Genomic DNA, 22,858 nt, shown 5'->3' with positions numbered 1-22,858 from the left:
AGCCGGACGGACCATTCACCGGCCGGCCGACCCTCGCCGCTCAGCCCCGTTCCGCTCCCAGGTCCTTCACGGGGGCCCACCCGGGGCCGGTACCGCGCATGGACTCGTGGAACGGGTCCCCCGGCCCGATCTCGCCCGCCCGGACCACTGCTCCGGTGAACGCCGACCGGTAGATCGCGGCGACCAGCTCGAGCGTGCCGCGTACGTCGTGCACCGTGACCGGGGGCGCCTCGCCCGCGGCGAAGGCTCGGTAGGTCGGCACCAGCTGGGCGAGGTGCCCGGAGGGCAGGGCCATCGGGTCCGGCTGCCACAGCTGCCCGACGTCGTCCCGGCCCTTCGCGGGCGTGAACGTCCAGTCGGCGTCGGAGTACCCGTACAGGTGCGACAGCTCCACGGTCGCCGCCTCGGTGTCGAACCGCAGGTCGGAGGTCTCCCGCGGGGACAGCAGGGAGTTCGTGATCGTGGCCATCGCACCGTTGGCGAAGCGGACGATCGCCATCGAGACGTCCTCGGTGTCCACGTGCCTGGCAAGGCGCCCCGCCATCGCCGTCACCTCTGACCACGGCCCGAGGACCGCCAGCAGCAGGTCGAACTGGTGGATGCCGTGGCCCATCGTTGGCCCGCCGCCCTCGGTGTCCCACCGGCCGCGCCACGGCACCTCGAAGTACTCCGGGGCCCGGAACCAGAGGGTGTCGCAGGTCGCGACGAGGGGGCGGCCCAGTGCTCCGTCGTCGAGCAGCCGCCGCAGCTGTCGCAGCCCGTGCCCGAACCGGTGCTGCACCACCTGCGTGAACGTCGCGGTCGAACCGGCATCGGCCTCCGCGATCCGGTCGAGCTCCGCGAGGGACAGGGTGGCGGGCTTCTCCACCACCACGTGCACGCCGGCCTCGAGCGCGGCCACCGTCGCGGCCACGTGGGCGCCCGGCGGTGTGCACACGTGCAGCACGTCCGTCTCGGTGAGCACGTCGGCCAGCCCTGCCCCGTGCGCGGCGACGCCGTGCTTCCGGGCGAACTCCTCCGCCCGGGCCGGATCGATGTCGACGGCGTGCGCCAGGACGGCGTCCACCCCGTAGGCCGACAGCCCTGTGATCGCTTCCGCGTGGGCCCCGGCGATAGCACCGGTACCCAGGATCGTGACTCTCACTCTCTCTCCGTCCTCGTCGACGTGTGATCGAATCGTTTCAGAATGCGCTTTCCGAGAGACTGCGGGAGGCGCTGCCCGGCGTACAGGTCACCGTGGTGGCCCGTACGCCCGACAGCTCGCAGGCGCGGCACGGCTCGGGAGGCGCAGCGCTCGGTCAGCGCTCGACGGCGCCGATCTCCGCCGCCACCGCGTCCAGGAAGCTCTCCGGCGTGCTCTCCGGCAGGAGACCCGGCAGACCGATGAGGGCGCGGACGTCCTCCTCGGTACCGGCCAGCCCTTCGACGTCGCCAAGGCCGTCGGCACCGCCCGGCACCTCGAAGGCGCTGACGACACCCTCGAGCTCCTCTGCCCGCGGGTCGTCGACGCCCTGGCCGGAGCGCGTCCGGCGGCGGACGAACTCGGCCCACGCGGCCAGACCGAACGCGACGCCCTGCGGCTCCCGCCCGGCGGCCAGCGCGTCCGCGAGGACACCGCCCCACCGGAACGGGATCTTCTGCGTGCCGTCCATCGCCACCTGGGCCGTGGTGTGCCCGGTGTGCGGGTTGGCGAACCGGGCCAGGATCTGCTCGCCGTACAGGTGCAGGTCGAGGCCGTCGGGCGGAGTGAGCGTCGGCAGCGCGTCCTCGAACAGGTACTGGCGGGCGCGCTCGGCGATCGCCGGGTCGGCCACCGCCTCGGCGATCGTCGTGTGCCCTGCGAGCCACCCGGAGTACGCGACCAGCGAGTGGGTCCCGTTCAGCAGCCGCAGCTTGGCCTGCTCGAACGGGGCCACGTCCTTGGTCAGGGTGGCGCCTGCTGCCTCCCACGCGGGGCGCGGCCCAGCGAACCGGTCCTCGATCACCCACTGGGCGAACGGCTCGCCGACCACGAGCCCTTCGTCCCGCGCGCCGAGCACCTGGCTGACGTGGTCGCGCTGCTCCGGCGTCGTCGCGGGCACTATCCGGTCGACCATGGAGCACGGGAACGTGACCCGCGTGTCGAGGAACCCGCGCAGGGCGTCGCCGTCGGTCCCGGGCAGCCCTGCCTCAGCGGCCTGTCGCACGAGACGCTCGAGCACGCGCCCGTTGTCCACCATGTTGTCGCAGGTGAGAACCGTGATGGGGATGTCGGAAGCCGCACGGGCCGCGAGACCGCGCACCAGGAGCCCGATCGCCGAGCTCGCCGGCCGCGCGGGCGTCTTCCCACGCGCATCCGCCCGGAGCGCCTCCAGGTCCCCAGCCACCGCCTCCAGGTCCAGCGACCCGTCCGGCTTCCGGGCGTAGCCCTTCTCCGTGATCGTCAGCGTGACCACGTGGGTCGACGGCGCCGCGAGCACCGCAAGGACCCGCTCGGTCTCCTCAGCGGGATAGGCGACGTCGACGACCGAGCCGATGAGCTCGACGGACGACTCCTGCTCGCCCGCCGTCAGCACCGCGTACACCCCGCCCTGGGGGCGCAGCTGGTCGCGGACCCGCGCGGACCGCTGGGTCACGCCGAGGATTCCCCACGAGGTGTCACCGGTGGCGATCGCCGCGCGCTCCGTGTAGACGGCCTGGTGGGCCCGGTGGAACGCCCCGATGCCGAGGTGGACGATGCCCACCGCCGTCGGCGTAACGGGCGCGTCGATGCCCACGGGAACGTTGTCCCGGTGCAGGCGGTCGTCAGTCATCGCGTGTCTCCTTCACCTGTGCCACGAGCTGCGTCGGATTCACGAACCGCAGCGCCACCACGAGCATGACCAGCATGGTCGCGGTGTAGATCACCGACATGGCCGAGATGAGCTGTCTTGCCTCGCCTCCGCCCGCGGACGTCATACCACGGTAGATCGCCACGACGAGCGTGTCCGATCCAGGACCGGACACCAGGAAGGTCAGCTCGAACAGCCCGACGGTCCGTACCAGAACCAGGATCGCCGCCGCGAGGATACCCGGCACGAGCAGTGGCGCGAGTACCCGCGTGAAGACCTGCCGGGTCCGCGCGCCGCACATCCGGGCGGCGGACTCGATGGCGGGGTTGATCTGCTCGATGAACGGCGTCATCGTCAGGATCACGAACGGCACGGACGGGACGAGGTTGACCAGCACGACGGCGGTCAGCGTGCGCCCCAGCCCGAAGGAGTACATGACCGTCGCGAGCGGGATGCCGTACGTGATGGGCGGCATGAGCACCGGCAGCAGGAACAGCAGCATCACCGCGCGCTTGCCCGGGAAGTCGCGACGGGCCAGCACGTAGGCGGCGGGCACCCCCACCAGCACGGAGATCACGACGACGAGCGCCGCAACGCCGACGGTGACCCCGATGACCTCGCCGAGCGAGAACCGGTCCCAGGCCTCGCCGTACCAGCTGGTGGTCAGGCCGTCGGGCAGCCAGGTGTCGAACCACTGGCGGCCGAACGAGTCGACGACCACCGCGATGATGATCCCGAGCAGGAACACCCCGAACGCGGTCATTCCCGCCCACACGAACCACGTGGACGGCCGGGCGGCGATCGGCCGCTCCAGCGTTGATACGGCCATCAGCCCTTCCCTCCTGTGGTCCCTCGGTACAACAGCGAGCGCAGGCCCAGCACCGCCGCCACGACGAGCAGCTCGACCACGCCCATCATCAGCGCGATCGTGGATGCCATCGCGTAGTCGTTCTGTTCGCCGAACGCCCGGAACGCCATGAGCGACATGACCCGGGTGGAGCCCATGGCGTCACCGACCAGGCGCGCCGACGGGAAGACGGAGAACGCGAGCACGAACGTCAGGATGAACGTGGTGGCGAGGCCCGGTGCGAGCAGGGGCAGGATGATCCGCCGGAACCGCTGCCACCATCCGGCGCCGAGCGTCTTGGCGGCCCGCTCCAGCGACGGGTCGATGCCCGACAGGTACGACGAGATGAGCAGGAACGCGAACGGGAAACCAGTGATCACCAGGGAGAACATGACGCCCAGGTAGTTGTTCACCAGCCGCAGCGGCTCGTCGATCAGGCCGAACTCGAGCAGCGTGCGGTTGATCCAGCCCTGCCGCCCCGCGAAGATCAGCAGACCCTGCGCGGTGAGGACCGTGCCCAGCGTGATGGGCAGCACCAACAGCGAGGTCAGCAGCCGCTTGCCACGGAACTTGTGCCGCAGCACCATCGCAACGGGGATCGACGCCAGCACGTTGAACAGGGCGGCGGGCAGCGCGAGCCGCATGGTGAGCCAGACCGAGTCGAACACGAACGGGTCGCGGAAGAACGCCACGTAGTTCGCGAAGGCTCCGCCGCCCCACTGCGCCTGCATCTCGGCGGTCGGCTGCACCGTCAGGCCGATCCCGTACGAGAACGGGTAGACGAACAGCGCGACCGCGAGCACCAGCCCGGGCAGCAGCATCAGCAGCGCCGGGTCGACACCCCGCTCGGCCAGGCGGTGCCGCAGGCTCGCGGTCGACCGCGACTGCTGCCGGCTGCCGCTCACGGCGCCCCTCCCCAGCCAGCCGTGGCGGTGGGGCGGCTCATGCTGCCACCTCCGCCGGCACCGCGGCGTCCAGCGACTCCGGGAACACCAGCACCCGCTCGACCGGCGCCGTCAGCCAGACCGCGCCGCCCACCTGGGGTGCGGTCGGCGTGCGCGCGTGCAGCATCGTGTCACCGGTCTGCACCCCGACGGCGAGCTCGCGGCCCTGGTACTCCACCACCGACACCGCGCCGGGGATCGCCCCGGCGCCCAGGCCCTCCGCGGCACTGCTCGACACCGAGAAGTCGTCCGGCCTGATCGCCACCCGCACGCTGTCCCCGGCGCTCAGGGCGCCGACCGCACGCCCGGTGAGCCGGACGCCGCCGTCGGCCGTGCCGGGGAGGGCGACGACCGCCTCGTCCCCTGACGTCGAGACGACCGTGGCGGGCAGGATGTTGCGGTACCCCATGAAGTCCGCGACGTACCAGCTCGTCGGGCTCTCGTAGAGCTCGTCGGGCGTGCCGATCTGCTGCACGCGTCCGTTGCGCAGCACGACCAGGCGGTCGGCCAGGGAGAGCGCCTCCTCCTGGTCGTGCGTCACGTAGATCGTGGTGAGCCCGAGCGACTGGTGGAGCCGCCGGATCTCGGTGCGCATGTCGAGGCGGAGCTTCGCGTCCAGGTTCGACAGCGGCTCGTCCATGAGCACGAGCGACGGCTCGAGCACGACCGCACGCGCGATGGCGACGCGCTGCTGCTGTCCGCCCGACAGCTGGCCCGGCAGCTTCTTGACGTGCTCGTCGAGCTTGACGAGCTCGATCGCCTTGCGCACCCGCGCGTCGATCTGGGCCCGCGGCAGGCCCTGCATCTGCAGGCCGAAGGCGACGTTCTTCTCGACGGACAGGTGCGGGAACAGCGCGTAGGACTGGAACACCATCCCGAACCCGCGTCGTTCCGGTGGCAGGGTGTCGATCCGCTTGCCGTCCAGCAGGATCTCGCCGTGCGTGAGCGGAAGCAGGCCGGCCAGGCAGTTCAGCGCCGTCGACTTGCCGCAGCCCGACGGGCCGAGCAGGGCGACGAACTCGCCCGCCTTGATCGTCAGGTCGAGGTCGGCCAGCGCGTCCACGCCGCCGAACCGCCGACCGACGCCCCGCAGCTCCAACGACTCGAAGGTGCTCATCCGGCCTCTTCCTCCGTCTTGCCCGCCCCGACCTCGCGGTCCCAGATGTCGAACGCGGTCACCATCGCGTCGGCGTCGAGCGGCACCACGGAGTCCTGCGACTCGATGAGCTCGTCGAACATCGGCCGGCCGAACTCCTCGATCACGCCCTGCGACTCCTGCGGCGCGAGGTCCAGCGTGGCGCCCTCGACGGCCGGCCCGGGGTAGAAGTAGCCGGCGTCATAGGCCTTGGCGTTCTGCTCGGGGGTGAGCATGTCCTGCAGCAGCAGCATGATCGCGCTGATCTTGTCCGCGCTCTGCCCCTTCGGGATGGCCGCGTAGTGCGCGTCGGTCACCCAGGTGAAGTCGTCGAACGCCGCGGCCTCGAGCGTGTTGGGCAGCTGGCCCTCCGCGCGCGGCGCGATCTCCCAGCCGGTGGTCGTCGGGACCATCGCCCAGGTGCCGTCGGCCAGGTTGGTGATGACCTGGCCGGTGCCCGTCGGGTAGGTGTCGACGTACTGGCCGAGCTCCTTGAGGTACGCCCAGGTCTTGTCCCAGCCGTTCTCGGGGTCGGTCGGGTCCTCGTCGCCCAGGACGTAGGGCAGGCCCATGAGGAACGTGCGGCCCGGACCGGAGTTCGCGGGGCGGGCGTACCCGAACTTGCCCGGGTTGGCCTCCGCCCACTCGAGCAGCTCCTCCGGGCTCGCCGGCGGCGTGTCGACGACCTCGGGGTTGTACTGCAGCAGCGGCCCGGACGGGTAGTACGTCGTGACGACGCCGTAGCCCTGGGCGAGCTCCTGCATCTTGGCTGCCGGCTCCAGGTAGTTCTCCTGGTTCGACACGCGGTCGCCGTAGTCGTCCATCACCGGCAGCCACAGGTCCTCGCTGATGCCGGCGGCCAGCCCGTCGTTGCCGGTGAACACCACGTCGATGGACAGGTTGCCGCTGTCCACCTGGGGCTTGACGAGGCCCGTGACGTCGGGCGCCCCACCCGTCTCCCAGGTGACGGACTCGATGACGTCGGGGTTCTCCTCGACGAACTCGTCGACCATGCCCTCGGTGAGCCGCTGGTTGCCCGCGACGTCGAGGATGTTCAGGGTGACGGGCTCCGACGGCGTGTCGGGCACGTCGGCCGGGTCGGTGACGGCGGCACCGGCACCCCCGCCACCGTCCTCCGGTGCCGGCGGTGCGCAGGCGGTGAGCAGGGTCAGTGCGGCGACGCCGACGAGCGCCGCTGCCTTCTTCGAGGTGCGCATGATGCCTTCCTCTCTCTTGGGCTCCTTCGCCCAGGGGTGGTTGCCGGGACGAGCGTCAGTTGACCGGCCCGGCGGGGACAGGTCCTGTGGACCCGCGAATCGTGAGCTCCACGGGGAGCTGGGTGCTCGCCGCCGTCCCGCCGCGCAGGCGGACGAGCAGCAGGTCGACGGCGCGCCGACCCAGCCGGGCGAGCGGTGCGTGCACCGTCGTGAGGGCTGGCGACACGAGGGTGGCGAGCTGGACGTCGTCGAACCCCACGACGGACATCTCGCCCGGCACGTCGACACCGCGGTGCCGCAGCCGGTCCAGGATGCCGAGCGCCATCAGGTCGTTGAACGCGACGACGGCGGTGACGCCGCTCGCCAGGGCATGGTCTGCAACCTGGACGCCGCCGGCGAAGTACGGCTGGAAGGTGCCGAGCTGCACCAGCTGGACGTCCCGGTGCTCGGCGGCGGCGATCAGCCCGGCGACGCGGCGCTCGCTCGACCAGGACGACGCAGGACCCGCCGCGACACCCACGGTGCGGTGCCCGAGCGCGGACAGGTGCCCGAGCGCCTGGGCGACACCGTCGGCGTCGTCCACGGAGACGCACGGGATCTCTGGCTCTCCGGTGCCTGACGGGGTGGCGGGCAGCTCGCGGCTGGCGAGGACGGCGGTCACGCCGGCCAGCGCCGCACGGAGCTCTGCCTCGCCCGATCGCGGGGAGGCCACCAGCACGCCGTCCGTCCGGGCGGCGAGCGCGCCGATCAGCTCGGCCTCCATGTCGGCGTCCTCGTCGGAGTCGGCGACGAACACCTCGTACCCCTCGGCGCGGGCCCGCGCCTGCACGGCCTTGGTCACCGTCGCGAAGTACGGGTTCTCGAGGTCGGGTACCAGCAGACCGACGGCCTGCGTGCGCCCCATCCGCAGGCCGCTCGCCGCGTGGTTGGGCCGGTAGCCGAGCTCTGCCGCCGCGCGTGTCACCCGGTCGCGCGTATCGGCCGCCACCCGTTCTGGCGAGGCCAGCGCGCGCGACACCGTGGAGATCGAGACTCCGGCGGCGCGTGCGACGTCATGCACCGTGACCATGGCACCTCCTCGTGACCTGTTGCGACTCTGCAAACGTTTGCACCCTACCCTAGGTTAGAGTGCAAACGTTCGCAGTCATCCATCCTCCGTCCGGCCGCCTACCGCACCGGCCCGGCAATGACGCCAGGAGCACACCCGAATGACCCCATGGACCCTGCACCCCGACCGAGCGCTGCCTGCCGACCCCGTGACGCGGCCGATCGCCCGCGAGATCTACCAGGCGGTGCAGGACCTCCCGATCGTGTCGATGCACGGCCACGTCGACGTCGCGGCCTTCGCGGACGACGAGCCGTTCCCCGACCCCGCCCAGCTGCTCGTGGTCCCCGACCACTACCTCACCCGGATGCTCGTGTCGCAGGGCGCGAAGCTCCCGGAGCTGGGTGTTGGCCCGGCCGACGGACCCGGCTTCGAGCCCGACCCGCGCGAGATCTTCCGGCGCTTCTGCGCCGGCTGGAAGCACTTCCGCGGCACGCCCACCCGGTACTGGATGGAGCACGAGCTCGTCGAGATCTTCGGCGTGACCGTTCGGCCCTCCGCCGAGACCGCTGACCAGGTCTACGACCAGATCGCCGAGTGCCTCGCCGACCCGTCGTTCCGGCCGCGCGCGCTCCTGGACCGGTTCGGCATCGAGACCATCGGCACCACCGACCCCGCGTGGAGCACGCTCGAGGACCACGCCCGCCTCGCCGCCGACCTGCCCGGCCGGGTGCTGCCGACCTTCCGCCCGGACCCGCTGCTGCACCCGGCCCGGCCGACCTGGCGTGGCGACCTGGAGCGGCTCGCGACGGCGTCTGGCATCGCCACCGACACGTACGCGGGCTACCTCGAGGCGCTCCGCGAGCGCCGCGCCGCGTTCGTCGCGGCGGGTGGCCTGGCCACGGACCACGGCCACTTCAGCGCGGACACCACCCCGCTGCCCGACGACGCCGCGCGCACCCTCTTCGAGAAGGCGCTGCAGGGCAGCGCGGACGGCGCAGGGATCAGCACGGCGGAGGAGGCGGCGTTCTCCGCGCACATGCTGTTCCAGATGGCGGCGATGGCCGCCGACGACGGCTTGGTGATGCAGTTCCACCCCGGTGTGCTGCGCGACCACGACCCGGCGGTCGCCGCCACGTTCGGGCCCGACAAGGGGTACGACATCCCCGTGGTGACCGAGTTCGCGCACGGGCTGCGGCCGGTGCTCGAGGCGTTCGGCAGCTCGGAGAGCTTCCGGATGATCGCCTTCACGGTGGACGAGGACGTGTACTCACGGGAGCTGGCGCCGCTGGCGGGCGTGTACCCGGCGCTGCGGCTCGGTGCACCCTGGTGGTTCCTGGACGCGCCGGACGCGATGCGCCGGTTCCGCGAGTCGGCCACGGAGACGGCGGGCTTCTCGAACATGTCGGGCTTCGTCGACGACACCCGCGCGTTCTGCTCGATCCCGGCCCGCCACGACCTGGCCCGCCGCGTCGACGCCGGCTACCTCGCCCGGCTGGTCGCGGAGCACCGGCTCGACCTGGACGAGGCCCTGGATACCGCTGCAGACCTGGCCTACCACCTGCCGAAGCTGGCGTACGCGGCGCGGTGACGGCTCGACCGCGCCGAGGTCGGCAGCTTGCGTCGAGGTCGGTCCAGCACTGGGCCGACCTCGACGCGAGCGGCCGACCGCGTCAGGCCGGGTTCGGGGCGAGCGGACCGCCCGGGCCGAAGGCCAGCGCGGCGAACCGTTCGCCGATGCGCTGGTGCGTGGTGGCGTCCGGGTGGAGCCGGTCGGGCAGCGGCAGGTCGGCGGCGTCCGCGTGGCCGTAGAGCTCGAGACCGTCGAGGTAGTGCAGGTTCGGGTCGTCGGCCGCGCGCTCCAGCACGATACGGACGAGCTGCTCGCGGATGACCCTGAGCGTGAGCTTGCCGGCCGCGCGCTCGGCGGGATCGCCGGTCGCCCGGAACCGCAGCTGCCCCTCGGCCAGCGCGTCCTCGTCGAACGCGCCGGGCCCTGGCGTGTCCTCGTGGATCGGGCAGAGGATGGGCGAGACCACGAGCAGCGGCGTGTCCGGGTGGCCGTCACGGAGGGTGTCGAGGAAGCCGTGGACGGCGGGACCGAAGGCACGCAGGCGCATGAGGTCGGCGTTCACGACGTTGATGCCGAGCTTCAGGCTGATCAGGTCGGCGGTGGTGTCTCGCATGGTGCGTGCGGTGAACTGGTCGAGCAGGGCGCTCCCCCCGAACCCGAGGTTGACGAGGTCCACGCCGCCGCGCGACGCGGCGACCGCGGGCCAGATCCCCGTGGGGCGCACCGCGTTGGACCCCTGGCTGATGGAGCTGCCGTGGTGCAGCCACACCGGGTGGCGCTCCGGCGACGGATGCACCGGTGCGTCCGTGCGCAGCTCGACGAGCTCGACGGTCTCGTTGTGGGGCAGCCAGAGCTCGACGGACTTCTCGCCGTCGGGCAGCCCGCCGAACCGGACGCCGCCGACAGCCCCCTGCTCGATCTCGCGCGCGCCGGTGGTCATGTCGATGGTCACCACGGTGGCCTCGGCGAGGCTCGCCTGTCCGGCCAGGCGGCCGTCGACGACCAGGTCGAAGACACCGAGCGGCCGGGCGGGGGCGCCGCGAAAGCCGAACCGCACCGCGTGCGCCCGCAGCTCGACGCTGGTGGCGGTGGTCGTGAAGGCGAGGCGGACTCCGGACGGCTGCGACTCGGCCATCGCGAGCTGCGGGTCAGCGGCCTGGGCGCGCGCCCAGGCCGGCAGCCGGTGCACGCGCACGCCGGTCGGTGTCTGCTCGAGCTCCGGTGCACCGCGCAGCAGGTCGGCGGTGACGGGCGTGGTGATCTGGTGGTCCCCTGCGGTCATGGGCACCAGCGTAGGGGCGGCCGCCCCGGCCGACCGGTCGCCGCCTGGTGTTGCATCCTGGTTGAGGAACCCCGACCGGGGAGTGGACCTGGACCCGTTCGCTGCGGCACAGTTCAAGCACACCCCCACATATATGCACATCAACCGCAAGACGGACGGGACGACGACCTATGACCGGTGATTCTCCGCGCTCTACCTCCGCTCCCCATCCGGCGTGGCTGCCCGACGACGCGTTCGCCGCGCTCGGCGCTCGCCGCGTCGTGGTGGCGGGTGACGGCGCGCTCGCGGGAACCGTCGCGGAGGAGGTGGCTGCTGCGACCGCACGGTTCGGTGGGGCATTCTCGCGCCTCGAGGTGGGTGACGGTGTGGCCGACGCCGAGCTGGTGCTGACGCTGGCGCCGTCCGACGAGTCGGCGGCCGAACCCTCGCCCGCCGACGCCGACGCCGACATCGACATCGACATCGACATCGACGAGAGCTTCCGGTTCACGCGCGAGTCTGGCGCCGTCGTCGTGCAGGCGGGGACCGATGTGGGGCTGCTGCACGGTCTGTTCCACGTGGTGCGCCTTGGCGAGGCCGCCTTCGCGGGCCCCGACGCCGACGAGACGCACGCCCCGGCCACGGACCTCCGGATGCTCGACCACTGGGACAACGTGGACGCACACCCCGCGATGGGTCAGATCGAACGGGGATACTCGGGCGGCTCCATCTTTTACGACAACGGTTTCGTCCGCGCGGACCTGTCGCGCGTCGAGCGGTACGCGCGACTGCTGGCAGCGGTCGGGATCAACCGCGTGGCCATCAACAACGTCAACGTGCACGCGCACGAGGCGCGGCTGCTGACGGACGACCTCGGCGACGTCGTCCGGATCGCCGCCGTCTTCCGGCGGTGGGGCATCCGGGTGCACCTGTCGGTGTCGTTCGCCTCCCCGATCACGCTCGGCGGCCTGGGTACGTCGGATCCCCTCGACCAGGGCGTCGCGCACTGGTGGGTCCGCGCGGCGGCGCGGGTGTGGGAGGCGATCCCCGACTTCGGCGGGTTCGTCGTCAAGGCCGACTCCGAGGGCCAGCCGGGTCCGTTCGCCTATGGGCGCACCCACGCCGACGGTGCGAACATGCTGGCCGCTGCCGTCGAGCCGTACTGCGGCCTGATCCACTGGCGCGCGTTCGTGTACGACCACCGCCAGGACTGGCGCGACCGGTCGACGGACCGCGCCCGCGCCGCCTACGACCACTTCCAGCCGCTCGACGGTGCGTTCTCCGGCAACGTGATCGTGCAGGTCAAGTACGGCCCGCTCGACTTCCAGGTGCGCGAGCCGATCTCACCGGTCGTCGCGGCCGTTCCGCACACCCGGATCGCCCTGGAGCTGCAGGTCACCCAGGAGTACACGGGCCAGCAGCAGCACGCCGTCTACCTCGGACCGCAGTGGAACCAGGTCCTCGGGTTCCGCTTCTGGGAGCCCGCCGGCCGCGACGGCGGCTCCCCCACCGTGGCAGACCTCGCGACCGGCCGCGGCAAGGCCGCCGAGGACCCGGGCACCGGCACGTGGCGCAAGCCCGCTGGCGGGTTCGCCGCCGTCTCCAACGTCGGCGACGACGAGTTCTGGACGGGGCACCCGTTCGCGCAGGCCAACCTCTACGCCTACGGGCGGCTGTGCTGGGACCCGACGCTCGACCCGGCCGCCGTGCTCGACGAGTGGGTCGGCCTCACGTTCCCGGGTGCGCCGGACGCCGTCGGCCAGGCGGTGCACGCCGTGCTCGACCGGTCCTGGGAGACGTACGAGCAGTACACGGCGCCCCTCGGCGTCGGCTTCATGGTGCGCCCGGGCCACCACTACGGGCCCGACGTCGACGGCTACGAGTACACCCCCTGGGGCACCTACCACTTCGCGGACCGGGACGGGATCGGTGTGGACCGGACCGTGCGCACGGGCACCGGGTACGCGGGGCAGTACCCCTCGCCGTGGCGCGAGACGTACGAGTCGCTGTCGACCTGCCCCGACGAGCTGCTGCTGTTCTTCCACCATGTGCCGTACACGCACGTGCTGCACAGCGGGAAGACCGTGATCCAGCACATCTACGACACCCACTTCGAGGGCGTCGCACGGGTCGAGGCGATGATCCGCACGTGGTCGGGGGTCTCGCGGCTCGTGGACCCGCGCCTCTCCGAGCGGGTGTCGGAGCGGTTCGCCGAGCAGCTCCGCAGCGCGACGGAGTGGCGCGACCAGCTCAACACCTACTTCCTGCGCAAGTCAGGCATCCCGGACGCCCACTCCCGCCGCATCTACTGACCGGGTAGGCAGGGCCGAGTAGTCGGCAGAAGGTCAGGTGATCGGCAGCTCGGACTACCGATCACCTGACGTTCTGCCGACCACTCAGGGCCGCCGGGGCACGTGGCGCGTGTGGCTGAACGTGCCCTTGCCGAAGGCCAGCACCTTGGCCGGCTCCACGGCGAACACGAGCGCGGGCCCGCCGACGTCGTTGCGGAACACGCCGTCGCCCACCTCGTACACCCACTGGCCGTCCCACTTGGTGCGCCAGGCCGCCGCGAGCCGCTCCAGCAGCTCCCGGTCGGTGACGCGGCGGGCCGCGCCCTCGACCATGACGTCGAGGCCCTCGTCCCAGGTGTCGCGGCCGGTGGTCAGGACGACGTCCGGGTTGGCCGCGAGGTTGACGGCCTTCTGCTCCTCCGGGCCGGTGGTGAAGTGCAGCGCCCCGTCGAGCCAGACGGCGACCAGCGGCGTGACGTGCGGGCGCCCGTCGACGCGGACGGTGGTCAGCCAGGTGATCTGGGCGCTCTCGAGCACCCCCTGGGTGGCCTGCCAGCTGGTCGGCCGCGCGGCGGGATCGCTGAACCGGCTGTCGATCGTGGTCACGGGGTCGTTCATGGTCGGGCTCCTCGGGGTTGGGCGGCAGAAAGCCTGGCGACGAGCCGGTCGACCTCACCGCCGTCGGCCACGGGACGATCAGCGGACTCCTGGACGTGGGACTGTGGGCTGCCCCAGCGTTCTTCGCCATGCAAGGTCCGACGGGGAGCGGGCCGAAATGTCATCGATTCCATGCGCACAGGGACGTCGAACCCGGGCGCCCAGTCTGGTATCAGGGTGATACCTTGGCTGCTAGGGTCGGTCCAGCGCGCAATTACTCCATAGGAGTCACACTAATGGCCATGACACTTCGCCTCACCGAAGAGGAGGACCGCGCGCTCACCGCCACTGCCGAACGGCTGGGGATCTCGAAGCAAGAGGCTGCCCGCGAGGCCATCCGTGTTTTCGTCGACGAGCGCGCACACTTCGAGGACGTCGTGCAGCGTGCCGTCGACCGCTTCGGTCCGGTCCTCGACCGGCTCAAGTAGCGCCGCGCATGACGATCCGATATCTGACCGCATCCGAGCTGCTCTGGATCGCGGAACAGTTCCTCGGCCGTACCGTCGAAGTCCGCGATCCTGGCCTGCTCGATTCCGCTGTCACCCGCCCAGCATCTTCAATGATGGGCGTCGAGGCCTACCCCACGATCGACCTCAAGGCTGCCGCGCTGCTCGATTCCACTGTCAACAACCATGCGCTGATCGACGGGAACAAGCGCCTCGGTCTGATTGCCGTCGCAACCTTCTACGAGGTGAACGGCTTCTACTTCGACCCACCACTCGACGACGTCTACGAACTGGTGATGGCCGTGGCGGACGGATCACAGCGTGACGTCGCGAAGATCGCCGAGGTGCTCACGAGTTGGCGTGCGCCGCTCGCGCCGGGCGAGAACCCGCTCATGTGACTCTCTGCGCGCTCGCCACCCGCGATGGCAGGCCGCCCAACCCGTCCGCCTGACCGCTGGTCGGGTGGAGGGTTGTCCAATGGACGAGTAGTGCCATGTCCAGCGGTCGAACAGATCGCCTAGCCTGCTGTCGCCCGCGGCGCGTACATGATGATCGCGACACCGACCAGGCAGACGAGCGCTCCGGTCACGTCCCAGCGGTCCGGGCGGAAGCCGTCGACGACCATGCCCCACACGAGCGACCCGGCCACGAAGACGCCCCCGTAGGCCGCGAGGATCCGGCCGAAGTTGGCGTCGGGCTGGAGGGTGGCGAAGAACCCGTACAGGCCCAACGCGATCACCCCTGCACCGATCCACAGCCAGCCCCGGTGCTCGCGGACGCCCTGCCATACGAGCCAGGCACCGCCGATCTCGAACACGGCGGCGGCGAGGAACAGGATGATCGAGCGGGTCACGTTCATCGGGCGGAAACCTCCGTCGCGGGCAGCAGGCCGCCGAGCGGCGTCTGCTCGGAGATCCTCGTCCTGTCCATGCGCCGACGGTAGACCGTCGAGCCGGCTCGACGGTCAAGCGCTGCGCTCAGCCGGCGTCGAACCGCTCCTCGCCCTCGAGGTCCGGGTTGTCCTCCGGGTCCTCGCCAGGGATCGCCTTCGACCGCTCGTCCTCCTCCGCCGGGCCCGGGTTCTCCGTCGGCGTCTTCGTGGCGTCGGTGTCCGCTCGGTTCGCGGCATCACGGTCCTGGCCGGGGACCGCCGGTGGCCCTGGACTGGGCACGTGGCCCGGAACGGGGTCGATCCGCTCGTTCTCGCTCATGCTGGGCTCCTCCCGATGGGATGGTGCGACGGAGTGACCGTGGAGAGACGTGCACGCCGCCGCACCTCGACCGTACGGCGGCGGCGCCACGCTCGCACCCAGGTCCGGTCGCACCCAGTCCCGCTCCCACCCGGAAGATCGCTTCGCCCCTACAGCGGGGTGTCGCCAGGAGCCTTCCGGCTCTCGACGAGGGCCCGCGCCGGCAGGCCGATGTCCCAGAACTGGATGGTCTGCAGCAGCCAGAAGAGCGCGAAGACCAGCATCATCACGGTCTCGACCACAAACAGCATCTGTGGGAACAGGTCCGGGAGGTACCGGTCGAGGACGACCATGGTGGTCAGGCCCACCACGAGCACCACAGCCATCACCACCGCGATCCACCGGTACCAGACCCGGTACGCGGCCGCCGACATGCCCCGCAGCCGCTCGAACGCCTGGGCGGTGACCGCGTGGTCGGTGGCGTTGATCCAGGCGACGGCCACGAGGCACGCGAACAGCAGGATCGCCGCGGCGTAGTGGGCGAACGCCAGGAAGCTCGCCGGCCACACCAGCAGCCACGTGCCGGTCGCGGCCCACGTCAGCCAGGTCAGCCACAGGTCGACCCCCTGGCCGCTGCCCAGGTCGCGCCGCCGCGGCCAGGTCGACAGCAGCAGGACCAGACCACCGACGAGGAGCAGCGTCCCCACGTTGTTGCCCACCCGCTCCGGCACGTCCAGGCAGTACGGCTCGTCGGTGCACATCGCGGCGTCGAGCGGCGTCGGGACCAGCGCCACGACGAACGCGAACATGCCCGCGAAGTTGAGCAGGACCTCCTCCGCCCCGTGCCGGCCCTTGATCGCGATCAGGCACGTCCCGATGCCCACCAGCGTGCCAACGAAGATGCTCTGGACCGGCGAGTAGAAGTACGCGCTGATCGACGCGTACCACCACTCCTCGCCGGATCCGAGCCTCCCGTGGTCGGTGGCGACCTGCATCGCCAACGACACGAACAGCACCAGTACCACCGCCACTATCGCCAGCCGCAGATAGCGGTAGGTCAGCCGTACCGGGTCCCCCTGCTTGATCACCATGCGCTCACCCTGGCGCAACGCTCCCGCTCGGACAACGTCTCTCCGCCATACCGCCGGCTAGTCGGCCAGCGGGTTGGGGATGGTCACGGACCGGACCACCTCGTTGACGTCGTTGTCCGGCGTCTCGGCGTCCACCGTGCCGAAGTCCCGCGCCTCGACGACGACCCGGTCGTCGAACACGTCGACCGTGAGCCCGCGGTTGACGTCGCGCGTCACGACCTCCTCGATGCCGGACGTGCTCTCGCCGCGGGCGTCCCACTCGACCTGGACCGCACCGGTGTTCACGGTCCAGAAGCCATCCGGGTGCCCGCCCGCCGTGCGGCGCTGCACCGCCCAGTCGCCGAGCTCGAACGGGTAGTGCGTGTGCCCGCTGAACAGGATCGCGTTGGGGTGCGCGCCGAGCAGCTCGGTCAGCTCGTCGTTGTACTGGTAGCTGTCGCTGTACCAGGGGATCCACGACGCCGAGACCGTGTCGCCGAGCGGGAAGTGCGACATGACCAGCACCTGCTTGTCCCGGTCGGACCAGTACGCGAGCCGGTCGCGCAGCCACTCGACCTGCTCGCGGGACATCGGCACCTCCGGCGGGCGAGCCTCCTCCTGGCCGAGGACCAGGACCGGCACGTTGCCGCCCGAGCCCTCCAGCAGGTACTCGTCCCACACCCGGTCGCGCTGGGCGAAGTCGAGGAACCGGTCGCGCAGGACCTCCCACGGCTCGCCCGTGTAGCTCTCGTGGTTCCCGATCCCCGCCACCACCTGGTCCGGCAGGACGTCGGCCGCGCCGGTCATGACGTCGTCGACGTCCTGCCACTGGTCGGGCGAGCCCGAGGCGACGATGTCGCCCACCATGAGCAGCCCGTCCGCGTCCGGGCGGACGCCGTCGAGGTCCCGCAGTGCGTGGCCGAGGTCGTCGGGGTCACCCTGGATGTCGCTGAGCACCCACGCCGACGTCGGGTCGCCGCTCGTCCGGGGCAGCTGCGCGCGGACCGCCACGGAATCGATCGCCCAGTACCAGGAATTCGCGTCAGCCGTGAAGTGCCAGCGGAAGACGGCCCGCTTCGCGCCGCGTGGCACGTCGACCGGAACGGTCTCCGTGGCGTTCAGCAGCGCGCCGTCGTAGTCGTCGGTCACCGTCTCGCTGTCGTACCGGACCAGCTCGGTCTCCGCGCCGCCGTCGAACGCGACGGTGACCCTGCCGGTCTGGCCGGCCCAGCCGCGGTAGTGCGAGTCGAAGGTGAGCTCCACCTCGTCCCGGCCCTTGACCTTGATCGGTGCGGAGGCCAGCGTCGTCGCGTAGCTGCCGGGCGTACCGGCTCCGTCGGCGAACTCGTCCGAGTCGGCCACGGCGACCACGTCCTGCGCGCGGGCGAACCGGTAGCGCATCTGGTCCTCGGCGTCGGTCCAGAAGTCACGGGTGGTGAACGACCAGCCGCGCCACTCCTCCACGCCACCGCCGGCCAGGGCGGGGCCGTTCTCGACCGACCAGCCCTTGGGTGCTTCGTGCGTCCAGCCGACCACACCGGGCTCGATGCCCGGGTCCTCGGCGCGGGGCAGCAGGTCGTCCGCGAGGGAGTCGAAGCTCTCCCGGTGGAGCACGTCGTCGGTGCCACGGGTGTCGGGCTGCCCGGGCCGGCCGGGGCCCGCGACGGCGGTACCGACGGTGCCTGCGGCGAGCAGGCTCGTGCCCAGCAGCACGGCGACCGTGCGTCGCGTCCGAGCGCGGAAAGTGGAGGTCATGCGGGGGCCTCTCGTCGACCTGGATCGTCCGGCGCCGACGCTACGACCGCGAGGTGTCCGACGCCAGACCCACGGTCGACGCCCAGGTGAACGGCGACGAGTCGCTCACGGCTCGCCCGTGAACCGGTCCTCGACGTCGGCCAGCAGGGGCCGCGCGTTACGCAGCACGAGGGCGAGCCACACCACCGCGAGCAGCCCGAACAGGGCCTCGGTGGTCAGAGCCACGATCCCCGTGGCGAGGACCAGGAGCGAGAGCGAGCCCAGCGTGACGAGCGGCCGCGCCCCGAGGAAGTGCGCGGCGAGCCGGACGACGTCCTGGGTCCGGAAAGCGAAGAACGACACGATCACCAGCGCGTTGACCAGCCACAGGGCCAGGCCCGCCCCGACCACGACCAGCGCGCCCGCGAACCAGCCGGGCACCCCACCCGCGCCGACGTTCACCAGCCCCAGCAGGATCACGACGCCCACGACCAGCCCGGGCACCCAGATCTTCAGCGCGTCCGCCCAGTTCAGCCGGTACCCCCGCCAGAACGACGACGCGGGGGTGAGCCCATCGGCCTTGGTCCGGTCGCGGAGCGCGAACAGCGCCGCCGACACCGCCGGACCCACTGGCACCAGGCACAGCGCGAACAGCGGCGCGTTGCCGGGCGTGCGCTCCAGGAAGAGCGACCCCAGCGCCCCGGGCAGGACGGCGACCACGAGGAGCACCTCGATGATCAGGTACCAGTAGACGACGGAGGTCGCCCGGCCGAGAACTCCCTCGCCGAACTCGCGCCGTTCACCCTCCCGGGGCCCTCCCGCGAGGCTCACGCCGGGTCTTCCGGTGCGTCCTCGCGCAGCAGGACCACGTCCGTCGGGTTGAGCAAGAGGGTCTCTCCTTGTCGTACGACTCGTCCGGTCAGCAGGTCGACGCCGGAGGCGTGCACCGTCACCTCGACCGGCTCGGTGGCGTGCGACAGCACGAACGCGAACCGCACCCCGTCCTTGGACCGTACCGCGAGCTCGACGTCCGGAGTGTCGGCGTACGGACCCACGAGCCCGTGCCGGTCGAGCACGTGTCGCACGACCCAGTCCACGCCGCCGTCGTCCAGGCCGGTCGCGACGTACCAGGCCGCACCGCCGTCGGGGCCGCCAGGCTGGTGACGGGTCACCGCCGGCGTTCCCGCGTAGAACTCGGCGCCGTAGGTGCCGACCACCTCGGCGCCCTCGGGCACCAGGACCTCGAAGACGAGGGTGGCGCCGGAGACGAGCTCACCTCGCTGGTCGAGCCGGTCGGGTCCCGGGACCCGCAGCGTCACCGGGTTCACGACGCCCGGTTCCGCCGAGTCCGTCTCCTCGACGCGCACGCCCAGCACCCGGCCGAGCGGCCCGGGTGCGTCCATGAGGTAGGCGTTGGCGTCCTCGTCCGCGCGGCCCGACCAGAACGTGGTCAGCAACGAGCCGCCGCGCTCCACCACTGCCTCGAGCCGCTCCGCGACGTCGTCCTTGAGCAGGTGCAGCAGCGGCGCGACGACGACGTCGTACCGCGACAGGTCCGCCGTCACCGGCACGACGTCGACCTGCGTGCCCGCCGACCACAGCGCGCGGTAGTAGGCCAGCACCACTGCCGGGTACTTCACGTGCCGGTTGAGGCCGTCGGTCATCTCGGCCGCCCACCAGGAGTCCCAGTCGAACAGCAGCGCCACCCGCGCCGGCGTCCGCGCGCCGAGCACGGCGTCGCCAAGGGCGGCGAACTCCGCGCCCAGGCCCGCGATCTCGCGGAAGGAGCGGGTGTCCGTACGCCCGGCGTGGTCCAGGACGGCGCCGTGGTACTTCTCGCTCGCCCCCTTGGACTGCCGCATCTGGAAGTAGAGGACGGCGTCCGCGCCGTGCGCGACGGCCTGCCACGACCACAGCCGCAGCACGCCCGGCCGCTTCACGGGGTTCACGTCCCTGGAGGCGGTGATGGTCGGCGTCTGCTCCATGACCCAGAACGGCGCGCCGTCCTTGAGGCCGCGCATCAGGTCGTGCGCCAGGGCCATGCGGGCGTGCTCGCGCGGGCCGGGCGGGTAGTTGTCCCAGGACGCGAGGTCGAGGTCGTCGGCCCAGCGGTGGTAGTCGATCGGCCGGAACATGCCCATGAAGTTGGTCGTCACCGGGGTCGCAGCGGAGTGCTCGCGGATCCGCGCCTTCTCGTCGCGGTAGTTGGCCAGCATCGCGTCCGACATGAACCGCCGGTAGTCCAGGGTGATGCCCTGGAAGGCGGTGTGGTCAGGCCCGCGCCAGTGCTCGCTGAGCATGTTCGGCGGGACGATCTGCTCCCAGTCCGAGAAGGTGTGCGACCAGAAGGTCGCGTTCCACGCCTCGTTGAGGCGGTCGAGCAAGCCGTAGCGCTCGCGCAGCCAGTCCCGGAACCCTGCCGCGCACAGGTCGCACCAGCAGCCGCCGTCGAACCCGCCGTACTCGTTACCGACGTGCCAGGCGACGAGACCGGGCGTGCCCGCGTACCGCTCGGCGATCCGGCCCGCGAGCTCCGCCGAGAGCCGCCGGTACACCGGGGAGCTGGGGCAGGCATTGTGCCGCTGCCCGTACACGTGCCGCCGACCCTGGAAGTCCGTGCGTTCGACCTCCGGGTGCCGGTGCGCCAGCCACGGCGGCAGCGCGCCGGTCGACGTGGCCAGCACCATGCCGCGGCCGCCCGCGACCGCACGCGCCACGATCTCGTCGAGCTGCGCGAAGTCGTAGGTGTCCTCGTCCGGCTGCACGGTCGCCCAGGAGAAGACGTTCAAGGTGACCGTGTCGATCGACGCGAGGTCGAAGGCCGCGTAGTCCTCCTCCCAGACCGCACGCGGCCACTGCTCGGGGTTGTAGTCGCCGCCGTACAGGATCTTGGAGTCGGTCACGCGTGGTCCTTGTCGGTCGGGGTCGGGTCGGTCGGGTCGGTCGGGGTCGGGTCGGTCGGGTCGGTCGCTGTGCGGCCGTCGTGGCTCACGGGCCGGCCGACGATCCGCGCGTCGTCCAGCCACGGCGGCGTCTCGTCCCGCACGGGGTCGAGCGTGACGAGCGTGATGCCGTGCCGCCCGATCGTCAGGTCGAGGTCGACCCGCCCCTCGCCGGCCGAGCCGGTCGGGACCACGGGCAGCGAGTACGCACGCCGGGCGGGCTCGCTCGCCTCGTGCAGCGCGTCCAGCTGCCTGCCCGACGGCGACGCGGGCCGCCCCATCTCGCCCCAGGCCGCCCAGGCGTTGCCCGCGGACTCGTCGACGTCGTGCCGCAGGACGAACACCCGCGACGTGTCGGACGTCGAGGCCGCTCCGGTGACCTCTGGGTCCGGCACGCGGGGGTGGGCGACCGGGAGGCTCAGCCGCACCTCGTGCCGGTCCGGCTCGGCCGGATCGTCCGTACCGCCTACCGGCTGCCACGCGAGCACCGTGACCTGACCGGTCGCCGGATGGCGCGTGACCAGGTGGTCGACGCCGCGGGCCAGCACGTCCTGTCCCATCCGCGCCATGAACGCGTACAGGTGGAAGGTCGGCTTGCGCACCTGCCGGTGGGCCAGCATCCCGAACCCGCCGTGGAAGAACGCCGCAGGCACGCCCTCCTCCTCGAAGACGTCGCTGAACGTCCAGTACGCGAAGGAGTCCGCGTGCTCGCCACCCTCCGCGAGGACCGGCGCGAGGTAGGCGGCGTTGTACGCCGTGTCGTGGACGGGGTTGTCGGGCCGGTAGCTCGTGTTGAACTCCGTGATGTGCAGCGGCCGGTCCGCGAGCGCCGTCCCGGCGAGGAGCTTGCGGGGGCCCGCGAACTGGTCGAGCAGGTGCTGGGGCCGCTGAAGGGTCTGGTAGACGCCGAACGGCACGTGCTGCGCGGGGCCGGAGCTGTAGGCGTGCACGGACAGGAAGTCGGCGGGGAGGCCGCGCGTGGTGACGAGCTCCGCGAAGGGCTCCCACCAGTCGTCCGCCCCCGGGGAGATGGCAGGGCCGCCCACCTGGAGCGCGGCGTCGACGTCCTTCACGGCCAGGGCCGACGCCTCGTAGAGGCGGAAGTACGCGTCCTGGTCGGCGTCCTTCCAGAAGTGGGTGAGGTTGGGCTCGTTCCAGACCTCGACGGGCCAGGTGCGCACCTCGTCGAGGCCGTACCGGTCGATGAGGTGCCGGAGCAGGGCCCGCACGAGCCTCGCCCACTCGGCGTGGTCGCGGGGCGGAGTGACGTTGCCGAGCCACCAGAACACCGTCTGGTCGCCGGACGCGAGGCCGCTGGGCATGAACCCGAGCTCGAGGAACGGCTTGATCCCGAGCCTCAGGTACGTGTCCACCACCTGGTCCACGTAGGTGAACACGTAGGCGGTGCCACGGTGCCCGCCGACGTCGTACGGGCGGTGGACGCCGACGTCGTCGTGCAGCAGGCCGTGGCCGCGGATGTACCGGAAGCCGATCTCGCGCTGCACCAGGGCAAGGGAGTCCTGGTAGTCCTGGCGCAGCGCGAGGTTGAACCGCCCGGTGCCGACGCACGTACGCCAGGCGTCCCCCAGCACCCCGACGGGCTGGGCGGAAACGGTGATGCGCTCCACAGATCTCCTTCTGTCCTTGGTCGTGGGCGCGACCGTCGCGACTTCGCGTCCGTTTCAGACGCAACGGT

General features: G+C 71.5%; 21 protein-coding genes. 5 read left to right on the top strand and 16 right to left on the bottom strand.

What is annotated here, in order from left to right; all coding sequences use genetic code 11:
- Window positions 1-40: 40 nt before the first annotated feature.
- The 7 genes from APR04_RS20180 to APR04_RS20150 form a co-directional block, all read right to left on the bottom strand.
- The gene (locus APR04_RS20180) at window positions 41-1,144 is read right to left on the bottom strand and encodes a Gfo/Idh/MocA family protein (protein ID WP_253873589.1); all 1,104 of its coding nucleotides are present in this window, start codon (window positions 1,142-1,144) and stop codon (window positions 41-43) included.
- Window positions 1,145-1,298: 154 nt separating this feature from the next.
- Window positions 1,299-2,792, bottom strand: coding sequence for a mannitol dehydrogenase family protein (locus APR04_RS20175; protein WP_253873587.1), 1,494 nt, complete (start codon window positions 2,790-2,792; stop codon window positions 1,299-1,301).
- The gene (locus tag APR04_RS20170; protein ID WP_253873585.1) at window positions 2,785-3,639 is read right to left on the bottom strand and encodes an ABC transporter permease; all 855 of its coding nucleotides are present in this window, start codon (window positions 3,637-3,639) and stop codon (window positions 2,785-2,787) included. The genes APR04_RS20175 and APR04_RS20170 overlap by 8 nt, the downstream gene beginning before the upstream one ends.
- Entirely contained in the window at window positions 3,639-4,562 is a 924-nt protein-coding gene (locus APR04_RS20165) for an ABC transporter permease (protein WP_253873583.1), read from the bottom strand. Before APR04_RS20165 ends, APR04_RS20170 begins: the two co-directional genes overlap by 1 nt.
- A 37-nt stretch (window positions 4,563-4,599) precedes the next feature.
- A complete protein-coding gene (locus tag APR04_RS20160; RefSeq protein ID WP_253873581.1) occupies window positions 4,600-5,718 on the bottom strand; it encodes an ABC transporter ATP-binding protein in 1,119 nt (372 codons plus the stop codon).
- The gene (locus tag APR04_RS20155) at window positions 5,715-6,953 is read right to left on the bottom strand and encodes an extracellular solute-binding protein (protein WP_253873579.1); all 1,239 of its coding nucleotides are present in this window, start codon (window positions 6,951-6,953) and stop codon (window positions 5,715-5,717) included. The genes APR04_RS20160 and APR04_RS20155 overlap by 4 nt, the downstream gene beginning before the upstream one ends.
- 55 nt (window positions 6,954-7,008) lie before the next feature.
- Window positions 7,009-8,022 carry a LacI family DNA-binding transcriptional regulator gene (locus APR04_RS20150; protein ID WP_253873577.1) on the bottom strand — a complete coding sequence of 338 codons (1,014 nt, stop codon included), beginning with the start codon at window positions 8,020-8,022 and terminating at the stop codon, window positions 7,009-7,011.
- 139 nt (window positions 8,023-8,161) lie between these two features.
- On the opposite strand from APR04_RS20150, the gene uxaC reads away from it, so the two are divergent.
- Window positions 8,162-9,589: a glucuronate isomerase gene (uxaC, locus tag APR04_RS20145; RefSeq protein ID WP_253873575.1), complete on the top strand. Its 1,428-nt coding sequence runs from the start codon at window positions 8,162-8,164 to the stop codon at window positions 9,587-9,589.
- An 82-nt stretch (window positions 9,590-9,671) separates the two neighbouring features.
- Here uxaC and APR04_RS20140 read toward each other — a convergent pair whose 3' ends face one another.
- Complete coding sequence (locus APR04_RS20140) at window positions 9,672-10,853, bottom strand: SGNH/GDSL hydrolase family protein (RefSeq protein WP_253873573.1); 1,182 nt, start codon at window positions 10,851-10,853, stop codon at window positions 9,672-9,674.
- Here APR04_RS20140 and APR04_RS20135 point away from each other — a divergent pair.
- Window positions 10,852-11,034, top strand: coding sequence for a hypothetical protein (locus APR04_RS20135; protein ID WP_253873571.1), 183 nt, complete (start codon window positions 10,852-10,854; stop codon window positions 11,032-11,034). The genes APR04_RS20140 and APR04_RS20135 overlap by 2 nt on opposite strands.
- On the top strand, window positions 11,024-13,144 hold the full coding sequence (locus tag APR04_RS20130; protein WP_253873569.1) for an alpha-glucuronidase: 2,121 nt from the start codon (window positions 11,024-11,026) through the stop codon (window positions 13,142-13,144). The genes APR04_RS20135 and APR04_RS20130 overlap by 11 nt, the downstream gene beginning before the upstream one ends.
- 84 nt (window positions 13,145-13,228) lie before the next feature.
- On the opposite strand, the gene APR04_RS20125 is transcribed toward APR04_RS20130, so the two are convergent.
- Complete coding sequence (locus APR04_RS20125; protein ID WP_253873567.1) at window positions 13,229-13,741, bottom strand: pyridoxamine 5'-phosphate oxidase family protein; 513 nt, start codon at window positions 13,739-13,741, stop codon at window positions 13,229-13,231.
- A gap of 281 nt (window positions 13,742-14,022) precedes the next feature.
- On the opposite strand from APR04_RS20125, the gene APR04_RS20120 reads away from it, so the two are divergent.
- Together APR04_RS20120 and APR04_RS20115 are read left to right on the top strand one after the other, a co-directional pair.
- Window positions 14,023-14,208 (top strand): YlcI/YnfO family protein, encoded by a 186-nt coding sequence (locus tag APR04_RS20120; RefSeq protein WP_253873565.1) that lies wholly within the window; start codon window positions 14,023-14,025, stop codon window positions 14,206-14,208.
- Between the two features lie 8 nt (window positions 14,209-14,216).
- The gene (locus APR04_RS20115) at window positions 14,217-14,624 is read left to right on the top strand and encodes a type II toxin-antitoxin system death-on-curing family toxin (protein ID WP_253873563.1); all 408 of its coding nucleotides are present in this window, start codon (window positions 14,217-14,219) and stop codon (window positions 14,622-14,624) included.
- 119 nt (window positions 14,625-14,743) lie between these two features.
- On the opposite strand, the gene APR04_RS20110 is transcribed toward APR04_RS20115, so the two are convergent.
- The 7 genes from APR04_RS20110 to APR04_RS20080 form a co-directional block, all read right to left on the bottom strand.
- The gene (locus APR04_RS20110) at window positions 14,744-15,085 is read right to left on the bottom strand and encodes a YnfA family protein (protein WP_253873549.1); all 342 of its coding nucleotides are present in this window, start codon (window positions 15,083-15,085) and stop codon (window positions 14,744-14,746) included.
- Between the two features lie 118 nt (window positions 15,086-15,203).
- Entirely contained in the window at window positions 15,204-15,437 is a 234-nt protein-coding gene (locus APR04_RS20105; RefSeq protein ID WP_253873547.1) for a hypothetical protein, read from the bottom strand.
- A gap of 149 nt (window positions 15,438-15,586) precedes the next feature.
- Window positions 15,587-16,507 (bottom strand): hypothetical protein, encoded by a 921-nt coding sequence (locus APR04_RS20100; RefSeq protein WP_253873545.1) that lies wholly within the window; start codon window positions 16,505-16,507, stop codon window positions 15,587-15,589.
- A gap of 57 nt (window positions 16,508-16,564) precedes the next feature.
- Window positions 16,565-18,241 (bottom strand): metallophosphoesterase family protein, encoded by a 1,677-nt coding sequence (locus tag APR04_RS20095; protein WP_253873543.1) that lies wholly within the window; start codon window positions 18,239-18,241, stop codon window positions 16,565-16,567.
- A gap of 105 nt (window positions 18,242-18,346) precedes the next feature.
- Entirely contained in the window at window positions 18,347-19,051 is a 705-nt protein-coding gene (locus tag APR04_RS20090; protein WP_253873541.1) for a DUF624 domain-containing protein, read from the bottom strand.
- Window positions 19,048-21,123: a beta-galactosidase gene (locus APR04_RS20085; protein WP_253873538.1), complete on the bottom strand. Its 2,076-nt coding sequence runs from the start codon at window positions 21,121-21,123 to the stop codon at window positions 19,048-19,050. The genes APR04_RS20090 and APR04_RS20085 overlap by 4 nt, the downstream gene beginning before the upstream one ends.
- Window positions 21,120-22,790: a GH39 family glycosyl hydrolase gene (locus APR04_RS20080; RefSeq protein ID WP_253873536.1), complete on the bottom strand. Its 1,671-nt coding sequence runs from the start codon at window positions 22,788-22,790 to the stop codon at window positions 21,120-21,122. The genes APR04_RS20085 and APR04_RS20080 overlap by 4 nt, the downstream gene beginning before the upstream one ends.
- Window positions 22,791-22,858 lie beyond the last annotated feature (68 nt).

It is taken from the genome of Promicromonospora umidemergens (assembly GCF_024171995.1).
Classification (GTDB): domain Bacteria; phylum Actinomycetota; class Actinomycetes; order Actinomycetales; family Cellulomonadaceae; genus Promicromonospora; species Promicromonospora umidemergens.
This window is presented reverse-complemented; position numbering and strand designations above follow the sequence as displayed.